This is a genomic window from Ectothiorhodospira lacustris (assembly GCF_022227845.1).
Lineage (GTDB): Bacteria > Pseudomonadota > Gammaproteobacteria > Ectothiorhodospirales > Ectothiorhodospiraceae > Ectothiorhodospira > Ectothiorhodospira lacustris.
This window is the reverse complement of record NZ_JAJNQN010000017.1, coordinates 22,267-36,596: the sequence shown is the minus strand read 5'-3', so window position 1 is coordinate 36,596 and position 14,330 is coordinate 22,267. Positions and strand designations below refer to the sequence as shown.

The following is a 14,330-nucleotide window of genomic DNA, read 5'->3' as shown; positions in this document are numbered from 1 at the left end:
GGATCCTTCAGGATGCCGTCAACAGTTTTTTTAAACTTTTTTCGACGCTATCCATTCCGCAGCTTGCTGAATCCTCGACAGGGTCCGCTCACGCCCGATCAGCGTTAAGGTCTGATCAATGGACGGCGATACGGACCCGCCGGTGACAGCCACGCGAAGCGGCTGGGCAACCTTGCCCAATTTTACCTGTAGCCTTTCTGAAACACCAGTTACGGATTCGTGGACCTGTTCGGGGGTCCACTCTCCCAGGGCGCCCAGCGCGGCGTGCAGGGCCTGAAGTACCGGCAGGGCATCGGGGGTCAGGTTCTTCTGCGCTGCTTTTTCATCGTATACATCGAAGTCTTTGAAGAAGTACACGCTCTGATCGGCCATCTCCACCAGAGTCTTGGCGCGATCACGCAGGACTTCCACCACGTCACGCAGGGGCGGCGGCGTTGAAGGGTCCACGTCACGCTGCCCCATGTGCCAGGACAGCTGCCGGGCCACGTAGTCGGGGGTCTGGGTCTTGATGTAGTGCTGATTCAGCCAGAGGAGTTTTTCCGGATTGATGGCCGAGGCAGAGTGATTCACGTCGGCAATGTCGAACAGCTCGATCAGCTCGTCCAGACTGAAAATTTCCTGATCACCATGGGACCACCCCAGTCGCACCAGGTAGTTGAGCAGCGCCTGGGGCAGATAGCCGTCATCCCGGTACTGCATCACGCTCACCGCACCATGGCGCTTAGACAGCTTGGTGCCGTCAGGGCCGAGAATCATGGGCAGATGGGCATAGCGGGGCGGTTCCACGCCCAGGGCCTTGAGGATGTTGATCTGCCGCGGGGTGTTGTTCAGGTGATCGTCACCGCGGATCACGTGGGTAATCTGCATGTCCCAGTCGTCCACCACCACGGTGAGGTTGTAGGTGGGGGTGCCGTCGGAACGGGCGATGATCAGATCGTCCAGCTCGGTGTTCTGGAAGGTGACGCGACCACGCACCATGTCGTCCACCACGGTGATGCCCTCGGTGGGGTTGCGGAAGCGGATGACCGGACTGACACCCTCCCGGGGTTCGGTGCGCAGGCGACAGCGACCGTCATACCGCGGCTTGGCCTTGATGGCCATCTGCTGATCGCGCATCACATCCAGTTCTTCCTTGGTGCAGTAGCAGTAATAGGCATGGCCGGTATCCAGCAGCTGCTGGATCACTTCCTTGTAGCGGTCAAAACGCTGGGTCTGGTAGAACGGGCCTTCGTCATATTCCAGGCCCAGCCAGTTCATCCCCTCCAGAATCGCATTCACCGATTCGGCGTTGGAGCGCGCCAGATCCGTATCCTCGATGCGCAGGACGAAGTCGCCGCCGTGCTTGCGGGCATACAGCCAGGAGAACAGCGCCGTGCGGGCACCGCCGATATGGAGGTAACCGGTCGGACTGGGAGCGAATCGGGTGCGAACTTTCATGGAGTCACTCAGGCTTACGTGGATTGGAAGCGGCATAGAGTAGCAGAGGACTTGCAGGGGTTCACCCGCCGACGGCTGCCGGGGCATGGATCAGTGCAAGGCCAACACCACGGCAAGCAGCACCCCGACTTCGACCAGCTCGATCAGACCGCCGGCCGTATCACCGGTGGTGCCGCCAAGACGGTGTACCATCCAGACCCGCCCGAGCAGGAAGACCAGGGCCGCGCCCGCCAGGGCCCAGAGTCCGGCCATGCCACCCAGGATGACGACGGCCAGCGCCACCAACGCCGTGACCAGCCATGCCCCCCGTCGCGGCAGATGCCGGGCCAACAGGGTGGCCATGCCGGCGGAACGGACATACTCGGTCATCAGGAACAGGGGCAAAATCGCGGCGCGTCCCAGCAGGGGCGCCAGGATCAGGGCCATCCAGCCACCCGGCAGTGCCAACAACTCGAACACGGCGGCGAATTTCACCAGCACCAACAGGACCAGGGCCGTGACGCCGGCGGGGCCGCAACGGGGGTCCTTCATGATCTCCAGGGTCCGTTCCCGGTCCCCCAGGCCACCGATCCAGGCATCCGCGGTATCCGCCAGACCGTCCATGTGCAAAAGCCCGGTCAGCAGGACCCAGGCCGTGACGATCAGCGCCGCCGCCAGAACGCCCTCCCCCAGCACCCAGGCCAGCGCGGCTAGGGCCAACCCCATGAGCAGGCCCACCGTGGGATAGTGCAGCATGGAACGCCCCACTTCTTCGTCGGTGGGCGAGTTCCAGCTTACGGGAAAGCGGGTCAGAAAACGCAGCGCTACCAGGAAAGGTTTCATGCCCTCGCCTCTTGGGCCGTTGATGATCCGTGGTTGTTACCCAGGGCACTGACCCGGCTGAACCGCCCCGCCCCGCCGGCTGGCGTGATGCGATAGAGACAGGCGTGGGGCACCTCCAGGCGCAGCAGATCCGACAGGGGGCGCTGCTGCACATGAAGCAGGATCAGACGGATCACCCCACCATGGGTCACCAGCAACACCCGCTCTCCCATCGGATTTGTACACACCCGGTGCCAGGCCGCCAGCACCCGATCCCGGAAATCGACCAACGGTTCGGCCCCCGGGGGGATATGGTTGAGCGGATCCGCCCAGAAACGGCCCAGGGCATCCGGGTCCGTCTCCATCAGTTCCGCCGCCGTGCGCCCTTCCCAGGCGCCGAAATGCATCTCCCGCAACTCCGGGTCCAGGCTTAGGGGGACAGAACCGCCCTCGGCCCAATCCCGGGCCGGGATCGCACAGCGCCGCAGGGGCGAGGCGATGATATGGTCCCAGGGACCATGGCGGTCAAACCCCGCCTGCATGTGGGCGCGCCCCTCTGGAGTAAGGTCATCATCCAGACTGCCACGGAAGGCAAAGCCCCCCGTGGTCTGGCCGTGGCGCATGAGATCGATATGCACGGATGGCAATGACACCTTCAGTGCGCCTCCGTCACTTGCGCCTCGGCGAAGGTGGCCATGTGGCAGTGGATATCACAGGCCAGACGCAGCAGAGGCACCGCGGTGGCCGCACCACTGGCCTCGCCCAGGCGCATGCCCAGATCCAGGATCGGATCCGCAGCCAGCGCCTCCAGGATCAGGCGGTGGCCTGGCTCGGCGGAGGTATGGGCAAACAGCATCCAGTCCCTGGCCCCGGGGCAGATGCGTACCGTGGCAAGGGCCGCGGCGGAGCTGATGAACCCATCCACCAGGATGGGCATGCCCATCTGCGCGCAGGCCAGGTAAGCACCGCTCATGGCGGCGATCTCGAAGCCCCCGACCCGGCGCAGGCATTCCACCGGATCCGACAGATTCTCCCCGCCGTGCAGATTCAGGGCACGACGCAACACCTCGATCTTGTGCCGGACACCGTCCTGGTTGAGCCCGGTCCCAGGCCCCGCCAACACATCCGGGTCACGGCCCAGCAGGCCACAGGCCACGGCTGCGGCCGCCGTGGTGTTGCCGATGCCCATTTCCCCGGCCAGGTAGAGCTGAGCACCGGCCAGGCGCGCCCGTTCGGCGCTGTGGCGACCGGCATTCATCGCCTTCGCCAGTTGGTGGGCATCCATGGCAGGCCCCTCGACGAAATTGGCGGTACCCGGCCCAAGACGCACGTCCAGCACATCGGACATGGGCTCCAGTTCCACCACCGTGCCCAGGTTGATTACTTCCAGTTTCGCACCGATGGAGCGTGCCAGGACGCTAATCCCGGCCCCACCGCGGGCAAAGTTCCTGACCATTTCGGCGGTGACGGACTGAGGAAAACGGGAGATGCCTTCCGCTGCCACACCATGATCACCGGCAAAAATCCCCACATGGACCTGGTCCACCCGCGGCTTGTCGGTACTCTGCATGCCCGCCAGCCGGGTAGCCAGGGTTTCCAGGCGCCCCAGGGAACCCAGGGGCTTGGTGAGCTGGGTCTGTCGGTGTTCAGCCTCGCGGCGAGCGGTTTCGTTGATCTCCGCGGCGGGGACCTGCAACCAGGGGGTTTCGTGGTTCAAAGGGATTCTCCTTTCAATAGATGTGGCAAGCCGGCCACGGTGAGAATGACGCGATCCGCACGGGCGGCGACTGCCTGATGCAGGCGCCCGGCATCATCGCAGAAACGACGGGTCAGTTCTCCCAGGGGCACGATGCCCATGCTGGTTTCATTGCTGACCATGATGACGCGGCCGGGAAGACGAGGCAGGACCGCCACAAAGTCCTCCTGTTCCCGGGCACAGGTCTGTTCGTCCTCATCCCATAAGAGATGAGTCAGCCAAAGGGTAAGACAGTCCACCAGCAGGCAATGCCCGGGACGGGCGTGGCGGGCCAGAATCGCCGCCAGGTCGGGCCCGGCCTCCACCAGTGCCCAGTCCGGCGGACGTCGCTCCCGATGGTGTCGGATACGCTGCTGCATTTCCTCGTCTTCACCGGGACGGGCGGTGGCCACATAGGTCACCGGCAGACTGCTTGCCAAAGCCAAACGCTCGGCCAGGGCGCTCTTGCCGGACCGGACACCGCCCAGGATCAGTTCTTTCATGGGTCAAACCTCTGCCATTCGTACCTTTCATCCTCCCCCTGGGGAGAGGGGATTATCATCATCGCAGTCCGAGCAGTGCCTCGATCCGCCCCATGTCCAGGTGGGTTTCCACCGCATCTGCCAGGGCCTCGAAACCCGCCTCCCGAGCCAACGCCAGGTCCTGTCCCACAGGGGTATCCAGACCGGCCCATTGCAGCAGCCCGGCCGCGGCGCTGCCCAGATCAAACAGACCATGCACATAAGTGCCCAGGATCCGACCATCTGCGGACAACGCCCCCTCCGGCCCCGACATCAGGCGCAGTGCGGGACGGTCCAGACAGGTGCCGGTAGTCACGCCGGCGTGGATTTCATACCCGGCCACCGCCGCGCCATCGAACACGGTACCCCGTACCCGGCGAAGCTGTTTCTTCGAGGCCAGGGTCGTTTCCAGGTCCAACAGATCCAGCCCGACACTGCTGCCGGCCGGACCTTCCAGACCCGACGGGTCATGAATCGCCCGCCCCAGCATCTGGAAACCGCCACAGATCCCGATCAGTTTGCCCCCATAGCGCAGATGGCGCCGGATACCCGCCTCCCAGCCCTGCTCCCGCAACCAGGCCAGATCCGCGCGCACCGCCTTGGAACCAGGCAGGATGACCAGGTCGGCACCGGGCCAGGGCTGGCCCGGCCGCACCCATTGCAGGTTGACCCGGGGATGCAGTCGCAACGGGTCCAGATCCGTGTGATTGCTGATCCGCGGCAGGACCGGCACCACCACCCGCAACGGGCCTTCCACGTCGGCATGGGAAGGCGGATCGGGCAGGGCATCCTCCGCCTCCAGATACAGTCCCTGCAGATAGGGCAACACCCCCAGCACCGGCTTGCCGGTTTCTCTTTCCAGCCATTCCAGCCCCGGCACCAGCAGAGACAGATCGCCCCGGAAACGATTGATCACAAAACCCATGACCCGCGACCGCTCGCTGTCGGACAATAGCGCCAGGGTCCCCACCAAGTGGGCGAATACCCCGCCTCGGTCGATATCCGCCACCAGGATCACCGGGCAGTCCACCGCTTCGGCAAACCCCATGTTGGCGATATCCCCGGCCCGCAGATTGATCTCGGCGGGCGAACCGGCCCCCTCCACCAGCACCACCGGATACTGTCGGGCCAGACGCTCATGAGCTGCCAGCACCGATGCCATCAATGTCCCCTTGAGGGACTGATAGGCCCCGGCATCGATCAGGGACAGGGCCTTGCCGTTGAGGATGACCTGGGCCCCCTGGTCCGAACAGGGCTTGAGCAATACCGGATTCATGTCCGTATGCGGCGCCAGACCGCAGGCGGCCGCCTGCACGGCCTGGGCACGGCCGATCTCACCCCCCTCCGGCGTCACCGCACTGTTCAGGGCCATGTTCTGGGGCTTGAAGGGTGCCACGGAAATACCGCGCCGGGCCAGAGAGCGGCCCAAGGCCGTCACCAGAGTGCTCTTACCGGCATCCGAGGTGGTGCCCTGGATCATCAGGGTGCCCCGGATCACGTGTCATTGTCTCCCCGCAGTCGGGCCAGTGCATCCTCCAGGCGCTGCCATTGGGCCTCATCGGCCGGCAGGCCAAAGCGCAGGCTCATGGGATCGGTAAACAACCGTGTGAGGATGGCTTCCCGGCGCAACCCTTGATGGATCTGCCGGGCGTGGGGGGTACGCACCCACTGGAACAGTCCGGTCCCGCCGTCAGGCACCAGCCCGTGCTTGCTCAGACAGGCCTGCAGACGCAGTTCGGAGACGAACAGCAAGGTCCGGGTCCGACGCTGCCAGTCCCGGTCTTCCAACGCCCGGGTAGCCACCCAGCGCGAGGGACCGCTCAGACACCAAGGGCCCAGGCGAGCGGACAGGCGGGCCAGCAGCGGCGCTTCCGCCAGGACGAACCCCACCCGTGCCCCGGCCAGACCGAAGAACTTGCCCAGGGAACGCAGGACCACCAGGCCGGGCCGGGGGCAGAGCGGGGCCAGACTCAGGTCCGGGGCGGCGTCCATGAAGGCTTCGTCCACCACCAGCCAGCCGCCCCGGACCGCCAGGGAGGCCAGCCAGGACTGCAACCGGGACGGCTCAAAGGTATCGCCGGTAGGATTGTTGGGATGGACCAGCAGCAGCACATCCAGGCCGTCCAGACGAGATTCGATCTCGTCCACGGCCAGCGGGATCACCTGGTGTCCCGTCAGACGCCAGGCATGGGCATGCTCGGCATAGCTGGGATGCAGCATCCCTACCCGTCGCCCCGGCGGCAGCAGCCCCGGCAGGGCCTGGATTGCCGCCTGGGAGCCGGCCACCGGCAACAGGGCATCCGTGCCGTAATAGGCGGCGGCGGCCTGCTCCAGCCCATCTTCGTCCTCCGGTAGACGAGACCAGACCGACGCCGGAATCGGATCAGGCACCGGCCAGCTCGCCGGATTGATGCCGGTGGACAGATCCAGCCAGCGGCTCAGCGGGATACCCTCTTCCCGCGCCGCCTGACGCAGGCGGCCGCCGTGGGGCAGTGTCACCGGAGTGGTCATATTCATTACGAAAAGCCCGTGATGGGGAGAAGATGGCCGGTCAGTATCAGTAACATGAGGCACGCCAGCCAGATCCACATCCCCCGCCGGATGAGATCCAGTGCCCGCCGAATGTCCTCGGGCCGGGCCGCCTGCCCCGCACCCAGTTCCGGACGCGGTTCCAGCCGGCCGTGGTAGACCGCCGCCCCGCCCAACCGTATACCCAGCGCCCCGGCACCGGTGGCCATCACCGGACCGGCATTGGGGCTTTTCCAGACCCGTCCCTGCCGTCGCCAGCAGTCAAGGCCGGCCCGGGTGCGCCCCGCCAGGGCGTAGGCCAGGGCGGTCAGGCGTGCCGGGACCCAGTTCATCACATCGTCCAGCCGGGCCGCCGCCCAGCCAAAGCGGCCATAGCGGTCATTGCGATACCCCCACATGGCATCCAGGGTGTTCACCAGCCGGTAGGCCACCACCCCGGGTGCCCCGGCCACCAAAAACCAGAACACCGGGGCAAAGAGGGCGTCGTTGCCGTTTTCCAGTACGGATTCCAGTGTGGCCTTGCTGATGTCCTGCGCGTCCAGGGTTCGGGTATCCCGGCTGACCAGAAAGGCGACCCGCTCGCGGGCCTGTTCCAGACGCCCCTGGGTCAGGGCATCCGCGATCCCCCGTCCGTGTTCGCCGAGGCTGCGCCAGCCGATGGCCAGATAGAGCAGGACCAGTTCGGCCACCCAGCCCCAGGGCGGCAGGGACACCAGCAGGGCCAGCAGCACGAACGGGGTCACCAGCACCGCCACCAGCCAGACGCCCCGGCGCCGGTCATCCCGATGAAAACGGCGCTCGGCGACATCCACCAGGGCACCGAAACCCACCAGGGGGTGCCAGCGGGAGGGCTCGCCCAGGAGCCGGTCCAGCAGCAGCGCGGACAGCAGCACTGTCAGGGTCAACATGGCCGGTGTCCGCCCAGCAGGTGACCGATCGCCACCGGGTTGGAGGGAAAATACAGATGGACATAGCTGGCCGTGATGGGACCGAGGCGATACACCGGCTCCGCCGTGGCGCGCCCGTTGGGACTGCGGGCGTGGGTCAGGGGCTCGATCCCCGCCGTCATGGCGGAATGGTGGAAGGTATGTCCCCGCAACGTGCCTTCCGGCAACACCACTTCCTGAGGCCCAAGCCCGGCCAGCCGGCCCTGCATCCGCGCCTCCCCCGGCAGCAGACCGGCCATGTCCGCCCCCTGCCCCGCCACATCCGACAATCGCTCCAGCAGATACAACATGCCCCCGCACTCGGCCAGGATCGGCCGCCCGGCGCTGGCATGGGAAAGCAGATCCTGTTTCAACCGCTCATTGGCCGCCAGCGCGGACAGATGCAGTTCCGGATAGCCCCCGGGCAGATAGACCCCGTCGGCCTCGGGCAACCTTTCCCCCGCCACCGGCGAGAAAAAGCACAGCTCTGCGCCCAGCTGGGCAAGCACCTCCAGATTGGCCGGATAGATAAAGGCAAAGGCCGCATCTCGGGCCACCGCGATGCGCCGTCCCGCCAGCAGCCTGGGGGGCGGGTTCCGGTCCACCGGCGCGAAGGACACCGGGGGCGGCAATCCGCCCGCCGTCCACACCAGACGGCCAGCGGCAGCCTCCAGGCGCTGATCCAGATCCTGGATTTCCTCGGCCTGGACCAGCCCTAGATGTCGGCTGGGCAGGGCCGCGTCCGGCGCCTTGGGCAGATAGCCCAGGGACACCAGCCCCGGCGGCAGGTCTTCCAGCAGCATCCGATAGTGGCCCTCGCCGCTCACCCGATTGGCAAAGACCCCGGCAAACGGCACGTCGGGCCGGAAGGTGGACAACCCGTGGGCGATGGCCCCGAAGGTCTGGGCCATGGCGGCACCGCTGATGGAGGCCAGCACGGGAATCCCCAGGGTCCGGGCGATATCCGCCGTGGAAGGACGACCGTCAAACAGACCCATCACCCCTTCCACCAGGATCAGGTCCGCCTCCCCCGCCGCCTCAAAAAGACGCTGGCGGGCGTCGGCCTCGCCGGTCATCCACATGTCGATGGAGTGGACCGGATGACCGGACGCCTGCCGGTGAATCATCGGATCGAGGAAATCCGGCCCGCCCTTGAACACCCGCACCCGGCGCCCCTGGTTGCGGTGGTACCGGGCCAGGGCGGCGGTGACCGTGGTCTTGCCCTGTCCGGACGACGGGGCCGTGATCAGGAGGGCTGGGCAGTGGCGAGTGTTCATGGTCGTTGCGAGAGGACAGGCCTGTTATTGCTGGTAGTTCAGGGTGAGATAAAAGGCACGACCGGGCTGTTCGTAATCGATCACCCCCTGACGGGCGGTGACATAATCACGGTCAAACACGTTGTTCAGGGTCGCCCGGACCGTCCACGCCGGACTCACCCGGTAGGCGGCACGCAGGTGCATCAGCTCATGGCCGGCAATGCGCTGGCTGTTGGAGTCATCATTGTAGCGCCGACCCTCGGCAATCAGGGTGGTCCCAAGGGACCAATCCTGCCACTGCCGGTCCAGATCCAGACGCGCGATCTGGTTGGGGCGCCGCCGCAACTCGTTGCCGGTTCGACGATTCTCATGATCCAGCCAGGTCATGGACAAGCTGGCTGACCAGCCATCATGATCTATCCCCGTCTCCAGCTCCACACCCCGAATACGTGCCTTCTCCACGTTCTGCGGTTGCCACAGGAAACTCCCGGGTACCGGCGCCCATTCGATCAGATCGTCGATATCTGACTGGAACACGGCCAGATCGGCATGAAAACCACCCGCGGCATGGCGCAGACCCAGCTCAAAGGTTTCGGAAGATTCGGGGGCCAGATCAGGATTGCCGCCGCCGGGCCAGTATAGATCATTGAATGTGGGGGCCTTGAAGGCCGTGCCGCCACTGGCACGCACCTGCCAGGCCTCCATGATCCGGTAACCCCAGGCCAGCTGCCCGGTGGTTTCCCTGCCAAAGGACTCGTTGTCATCCTGCCGCAGGCTGCCGGTCAGTGCATGACGCCCCAGATCCAGCTGCAGTTGGGCATACACGCCCCAGTTATCCCGGCGGGTCTCATCATAGTCCGTTGCGCTCTTGACCTGGTCATCCTGGTAGTCCAGACCCGCCGTCAACAGATGATTGCCCAGCAGGATGTCGTTCTGCCAGGCCACCAGGTATCGCACCGTATCGATCTGTGAGGAGGGCACGGCGTTCTGGAAGGTTTCATTCTCGTCCCGGCTGTGGCCGATGCTCAGCTCACTGAACCAGCGCTCATGCAGCTGACCACGCACGCCCAGTCGGGAGGCGTGATGCACGAAGTCGATCCAGTCCCGAGCCGGGCCGCCGAAATCATAATCGGTCTCGCCGCGGGCATGATGCAGGGAACCGAACAGCTCTAGTGCCTCGGAGACCTGATGGGACAGACGGCCGGAAAGGCTGCTGTTGTGAAAACCGTCGCGGCCCGAGTCTCCCACACCCTTCTGGACATCGATGCCATCGGTGCTGAAGTGACTGCCGGACAGGCTGTAGCGGGTCCGATCGTGGCTGCCGGAGACCCCGAGTCCGTATTCGCGGGTGTTGAAGGAACCGCCCCCCATGTGCGCCCGTACCCGGGCGGGACCATCGCCGTCGCGGGTAAAGATCTGCACCACCCCACCGATGGCATCGGAACCATAGAGGCTGGTCCTGGGGCCGCGGACGATCTCCACCCGCTCGATCTCGGCAGGCGGCAGGAACTGCCAGGAGGCACTGCCCAGGGTGGCGGAACCCATGCGCACACCATCAATAAGCAACAGCGTATGGCTGGAGTTAGTTCCGCGCATGAATAAACTGGTGGTCTTGCCGAACGGTCCATTCTGGCTCAGGCCAATCCCGGCCCGCGCCCGCAGCAAGTCCGCAAACTCCTTCGGCTGCAACCGCTCGATCTCTTCACGCTCGATCACGGTCACGGACGCCAGGGTCTGATCCACGGTCTGGGCCGTGCGGGTGGGGGTCACCAGGATGGGATCGAGCCGTGCGATCATTTCCTGGGCAGACAGGGCATGGGGAAGGGCCAGCAGGATCGCGGCCGACAGCAGGGACTTCTTGTGCATGAGGGGTCTCTCCGGCGCACCGCCCGTGCGCCATGCGGTCTTGAATCAGGACGGCATGCAGGAGAGCTGAGGCTGCAGGAGGCCCGCCCCGGCGCGCAACCACGGACGGCACTTCTCCCCAGCCGGGGAACCCGAAAAGATCGAGCCGCGCAAAGCCCTCCGCAATGCCGCGTAAGCGCATCAGGCCGGTCTCCGGGCTCGCGGGCGGGTCATGTACTGTACGACCTGGTCAGGGCACCTTCCCACGCTTGCGCGCAGTGGTGTATCGCCTTGCCGGGGATCCTGGAAACACCATGGATCCCCCACCTCGCCTACCGTTGCGGGGGCAGCGCCGGCATTGTCCATGGCCTGCTGACCATGATCGCACCGGCTTCCCGTTTCACCGGACGATTGTCACCCGTCCGGCACCTGAAGCGAGGCAGGATGATACGCAACAGGATGACCATTGGCTACCGCCGGCAGGGTTTTTTCCGGCAGGATTCATTCCCGGCAACTGCTATGATGCGTCCCTTCGAGACGCGATCACCCACCATCAGCAACCCGCAAGAAAGGCGACGATGCGCTCAAAAAAGCACCATGTATTCATAATATCCTGCATTTTATGGCTCAACGCCTGGCTGACCACGGGCACGGCCGGCCCGGTTGCCCCCACGTCGGTCCAGGTCATCGACGACCGGCAGCAGGTGGTCTCGCTCGCAGCACCGGCCGAGCGCATCATCAGCCTGGCACCCCACATCACCGAACTGCTGTTTGCCGTGGGCGCCGGTGACCGGATCGTCGGCACGGTGAGTTTCAGCGACTATCCCGAAGCCGCCGCCGACATCCCCAGGATCGGCAGCTACAAGCAGCTGGACATGGAATCCATCCTGGCCCTGCAACCGGACCTGGTGGTGGCCTGGAGCAGCGGCAATGTCCAGACCCAGGTGGAACGCCTGGCCCAACTGGGTCTCCCCCTCTATTACAATGACCCCCAGGATTTCGAGCAACTGGCCCTGGCCCTGGAACGTCTGGGCACCCTGGCCGGACGGGCACGACAGGGACAGGAGACGGCGGCGGATTTTCGCCAGGCCCTGCAGATGCTTCAGGACCGATATGGCAGCCGACCCAAGGTCACGGTGTTCTACCAAATCTGGGACCGCCCCCTCATGACCCTCAACGATCAGCACCTGATCTCCCGCGCCATCGAGATCTGCGGCGGCCACAATCTGTTCGGTGACCTGGAGGCCATGGTCCCCCGGCTGGACCGGGAAGTGGTGCTGGCCGCCGACCCGGAAGCGATCCTGGCAGGCGGCATGGGCGAGGACAGCCCGCACTGGATCGACGAGTGGCGCCGCTGGCCGGCCCTGACCGCCACCGCCCGGGATAACCTATTCTTCATCCCCCCGTCCCTGCTGCAGCGGGCCACACCGCGCATCCTGGAAGGCACCCGACTGGTCTGCGAGGCCCTGGAGACTGCCCGTTCCCGACGTCCGGAGGCGTCTGAGTGAACCGATTGGCCCTCGTGCTGCTGAGCCTGCTGGGGGCCGCCTGCCTGTCCCTGGGCATCGCCGTGGCCCTGGGCAGCGTCCCCCTGACGCCGGCCGAGACCCTGGCCGTGCTCACCGGTGGCGGCGAATCTCTGCATCGAACCCTGATCCTGGAACTGCGCCTGCCCCGCGCCCTGGCGGCCTTTGCCACCGGCGGTCTGCTGGCGGTGGCCGGGGCGCTGATGCAGGTACTGCTGCGCAACCCTCTGGCTGACCCCTATGTGCTGGGGCTGTCCGGCGGCGCGGCGGTGGGGGCGTTGCTGTCCATGCTGGCGGGTCTGGGCATGATCATGGTATCGGGGGCGGCCTTTGCCGGCGCCCTGCTGTCCACCCTCATCGTCTTTGGCCTGGCCCACGGCACCGGAAGCTGGACCCCCACCCGCCTGCTGCTGACGGGGGTGGTGGTGGCAGCAGGCTGGGGCGCCGTCATCAGTTTTCTGCTGGCGGTCAGCCCCACCACCGAGCTGCCGGGGATGCTCTACTGGCTGATGGGGGATCTGTCCCATGCCCACAGCCCCTGGCCGGCCTGGATCGTGCTGGTGATCGTCGTGCTGGCGGCCCTGCCCCTGGGGCGCAGTCTCAACGTGCTGGCCCGGGGACCACTGCAGGCGGCGGCCCTGGGTGTTGCCGTGCGCCCCCTGGAATGGACCCTCTACGGGGTGGCGGCCCTGGTTACGGCGACGGCGGTCACCATGGCGGGCAGCGTGGGTTTCGTGGGCCTGATCGTGCCGCACATGTTGCGCCTGGTGCTGGGCAATGACCAGCGCCTGATCCTGCCGGCCTCGGCCCTGGCCGGCGGCATCCTGCTCACCCTGGCGGACACCCTGGCCCGCACCCTGATCGCACCGCAGCAGTTGCCGGTGGGCGTGATCACCGCCATGCTGGGCGTCCCGGTGTTCCTGTACCTGCTCTACCGCAGCCGTTGAGATGAGCGACTCCCGACTTCTTCAGCCAGCCCCCGCGCCCCTGCTGACCCTCATGGACCTGGTGGTGGATATCCCCGGTCGCACCGACGGCGCCCCCTTGAACCTGCAGATCCGGTCCGGTCAGTGCTGGGGCATCCTCGGCCCCAACGGGGCCGGCAAGAGCACCCTGCTGCATACCCTGGCCGGTCTGCGACCGCCCCGACATGGCGGCATCGACCTGGAGGGGCGATCCCTTCAACGCCTCCCCCGCCGTCGCATCGCCCGGCTGCTGGGCATCGTGTTCCAGGACCATCAGGACGGCTTTCCGGCGACGGTGCTGGAAACGGCCCTGATCGGCAGACACCCTTACCTGCGCCCCTGGGAGATGGAGTCGGCCCAGGACCATCAGGCCGCCCTCAAGGCCCTGCGACAGGTGGATCTGGCCGGGATGGAAACCCGTCTCATCGCCACCCTCTCCGGCGGCGAGCGCCAGCGCCTGGCCATTGCCACCGCCCTCACCCAGGACCCGCGCATCTTCCTGCTGGACGAGCCCACCAACCATCTGGACCTGCACCATCAGGTGGCGGTACTGGACATCGTCCGCCGTGCCGTGGCCCAAGGACGCAGCGCCGTCCTCACCCTGCATGACGTCAACCTGGCCGCCCGCTACTGCGATCACCTGCTGCTCATGTACCCCGGCGGCGAGGCCTGCTGGGGAACCACCCGGGAGATGCTGGTACCCAACGCCCTGGAACGCCTCTACGGACAGGCCCTGGTCACCGGCGAGGTGGAAGGGGTGCCGGTGTTCTTTCCCCGTATCCGGTGACG

General features: G+C 66.0%; 13 protein-coding genes and 1 riboswitch. Of the genes, 3 read left to right on the top strand and 10 right to left on the bottom strand.

Annotated elements, in window-relative coordinates:
* Positions 1–30: 30 nt before the first annotated feature.
* From gltX to LQ956_RS12175, 10 genes are all read right to left on the bottom strand, one after another.
* Positions 31–1,437, bottom strand: a complete 1,407-nt coding sequence (gene gltX / locus LQ956_RS12220) for a glutamate--tRNA ligase (protein WP_238630083.1) — start codon at positions 1,435–1,437, stop codon at positions 31–33.
* A gap of 90 nt (positions 1,438–1,527) precedes the next feature.
* Positions 1,528–2,259: an adenosylcobinamide-GDP ribazoletransferase gene (locus LQ956_RS12215; protein WP_238622592.1), complete on the bottom strand. Its 732-nt coding sequence runs from the start codon at positions 2,257–2,259 to the stop codon at positions 1,528–1,530.
* The gene (locus tag LQ956_RS12210; protein WP_238622600.1) at positions 2,256–2,861 is read right to left on the bottom strand and encodes a histidine phosphatase family protein; all 606 of its coding nucleotides are present in this window, start codon (positions 2,859–2,861) and stop codon (positions 2,256–2,258) included. The genes LQ956_RS12215 and LQ956_RS12210 overlap by 4 nt, the downstream gene beginning before the upstream one ends.
* 32 nt (positions 2,862–2,893) lie before the next feature.
* Positions 2,894–3,955 (bottom strand): nicotinate-nucleotide--dimethylbenzimidazole phosphoribosyltransferase, encoded by a 1,062-nt coding sequence (gene cobT, locus LQ956_RS12205; protein ID WP_238622593.1) that lies wholly within the window; start codon positions 3,953–3,955, stop codon positions 2,894–2,896.
* Positions 3,952–4,476, bottom strand: coding sequence for a bifunctional adenosylcobinamide kinase/adenosylcobinamide-phosphate guanylyltransferase (gene cobU / locus LQ956_RS12200; protein ID WP_238630082.1), 525 nt, complete (start codon positions 4,474–4,476; stop codon positions 3,952–3,954). The genes cobT and cobU overlap by 4 nt, the downstream gene beginning before the upstream one ends.
* 58 nt (positions 4,477–4,534) lie before the next feature.
* Positions 4,535–5,974 (bottom strand): cobyric acid synthase, encoded by a 1,440-nt coding sequence (locus LQ956_RS12195; RefSeq protein WP_255722495.1) that lies wholly within the window; start codon positions 5,972–5,974, stop codon positions 4,535–4,537.
* Between the two features lie 14 nt (positions 5,975–5,988).
* On the bottom strand, positions 5,989–7,005 hold the full coding sequence (gene cobD / locus LQ956_RS12190; protein ID WP_238622601.1) for a threonine-phosphate decarboxylase CobD: 1,017 nt from the start codon (positions 7,003–7,005) through the stop codon (positions 5,989–5,991).
* Between the two features lie 5 nt (positions 7,006–7,010).
* Positions 7,011–7,931, bottom strand: coding sequence for an adenosylcobinamide-phosphate synthase CbiB (gene cbiB / locus LQ956_RS12185; RefSeq protein ID WP_238622596.1), 921 nt, complete (start codon positions 7,929–7,931; stop codon positions 7,011–7,013).
* A complete protein-coding gene (locus LQ956_RS12180; RefSeq protein ID WP_238630081.1) occupies positions 7,925–9,226 on the bottom strand; it encodes a cobyrinic acid a,c-diamide synthase CobB in 1,302 nt (433 codons plus the stop codon). Before LQ956_RS12180 ends, cbiB begins: the two co-directional genes overlap by 7 nt.
* 24 nt (positions 9,227–9,250) lie before the next feature.
* On the bottom strand, positions 9,251–11,071 hold the full coding sequence (locus LQ956_RS12175; protein ID WP_238630080.1) for a TonB-dependent receptor domain-containing protein: 1,821 nt from the start codon (positions 11,069–11,071) through the stop codon (positions 9,251–9,253).
* A gap of 166 nt (positions 11,072–11,237) precedes the next feature.
* Positions 11,238–11,498: riboswitch (cobalamin riboswitch) on the bottom strand.
* 130 nt (positions 11,499–11,628) lie between these two features.
* Here LQ956_RS12175 and LQ956_RS12170 point away from each other — a divergent pair.
* The 3 genes from LQ956_RS12170 to LQ956_RS12160 are packed head-to-tail and all read left to right on the top strand — an operon-like array spanning position 11,629 to position 14,328.
* Positions 11,629–12,558 carry a cobalamin-binding protein gene (locus LQ956_RS12170; RefSeq protein WP_238630079.1) on the top strand — a complete coding sequence of 310 codons (930 nt, stop codon included), beginning with the start codon at positions 11,629–11,631 and terminating at the stop codon, positions 12,556–12,558.
* Positions 12,555–13,523, top strand: a complete 969-nt coding sequence (locus LQ956_RS12165; protein ID WP_238621845.1) for a FecCD family ABC transporter permease — start codon at positions 12,555–12,557, stop codon at positions 13,521–13,523. The genes LQ956_RS12170 and LQ956_RS12165 overlap by 4 nt, the downstream gene beginning before the upstream one ends.
* A gap of 1 nt (position 13,524) precedes the next feature.
* The gene (locus LQ956_RS12160; protein ID WP_238630078.1) at positions 13,525–14,328 is read left to right on the top strand and encodes an ABC transporter ATP-binding protein; all 804 of its coding nucleotides are present in this window, start codon (positions 13,525–13,527) and stop codon (positions 14,326–14,328) included.
* Positions 14,329–14,330 lie beyond the last annotated feature (2 nt).

Bases quoted from the DNA above. Each gene is read 5' to 3' on its own strand.
- gltX (WP_238630083.1), bottom strand. From the start codon at position 1,437: ATGAAAGTTCGCACCCGATTCGCTCCCAGTCCGACCGGTTACCTCCAT.
- LQ956_RS12215 (WP_238622592.1), bottom strand. From the start codon at position 2,259: ATGAAACCTTTCCTGGTAGCGCTGCGTTTTCTGACCCGCTTTCCCGTA.
- LQ956_RS12210 (WP_238622600.1), bottom strand. From the start codon at position 2,861: ATGCGCCACGGCCAGACCACGGGGGGCTTTGCCTTCCGTGGCAGTCTG.
- cobU (WP_238630082.1), bottom strand. From the start codon at position 4,476: ATGAAAGAACTGATCCTGGGCGGTGTCCGGTCCGGCAAGAGCGCCCTG.
- LQ956_RS12195 (WP_255722495.1), bottom strand. From the start codon at position 5,974: ATGATCCAGGGCACCACCTCGGATGCCGGTAAGAGCACTCTGGTGACG.
- cobD (WP_238622601.1), bottom strand. From the start codon at position 7,005: ATGACCACTCCGGTGACACTGCCCCACGGCGGCCGCCTGCGTCAGGCG.
- cbiB (WP_238622596.1), bottom strand. From the start codon at position 7,931: ATGTTGACCCTGACAGTGCTGCTGTCCGCGCTGCTGCTGGACCGGCTC.
- LQ956_RS12180 (WP_238630081.1), bottom strand. From the start codon at position 9,226: ATGAACACTCGCCACTGCCCAGCCCTCCTGATCACGGCCCCGTCGTCC.
- LQ956_RS12175 (WP_238630080.1), bottom strand. From the start codon at position 11,071: ATGCACAAGAAGTCCCTGCTGTCGGCCGCGATCCTGCTGGCCCTTCCC.
- LQ956_RS12170 (WP_238630079.1), top strand. From the start codon at position 11,629: ATGCGCTCAAAAAAGCACCATGTATTCATAATATCCTGCATTTTATGG.
- LQ956_RS12160 (WP_238630078.1), top strand. From the start codon at position 13,525: ATGAGCGACTCCCGACTTCTTCAGCCAGCCCCCGCGCCCCTGCTGACC.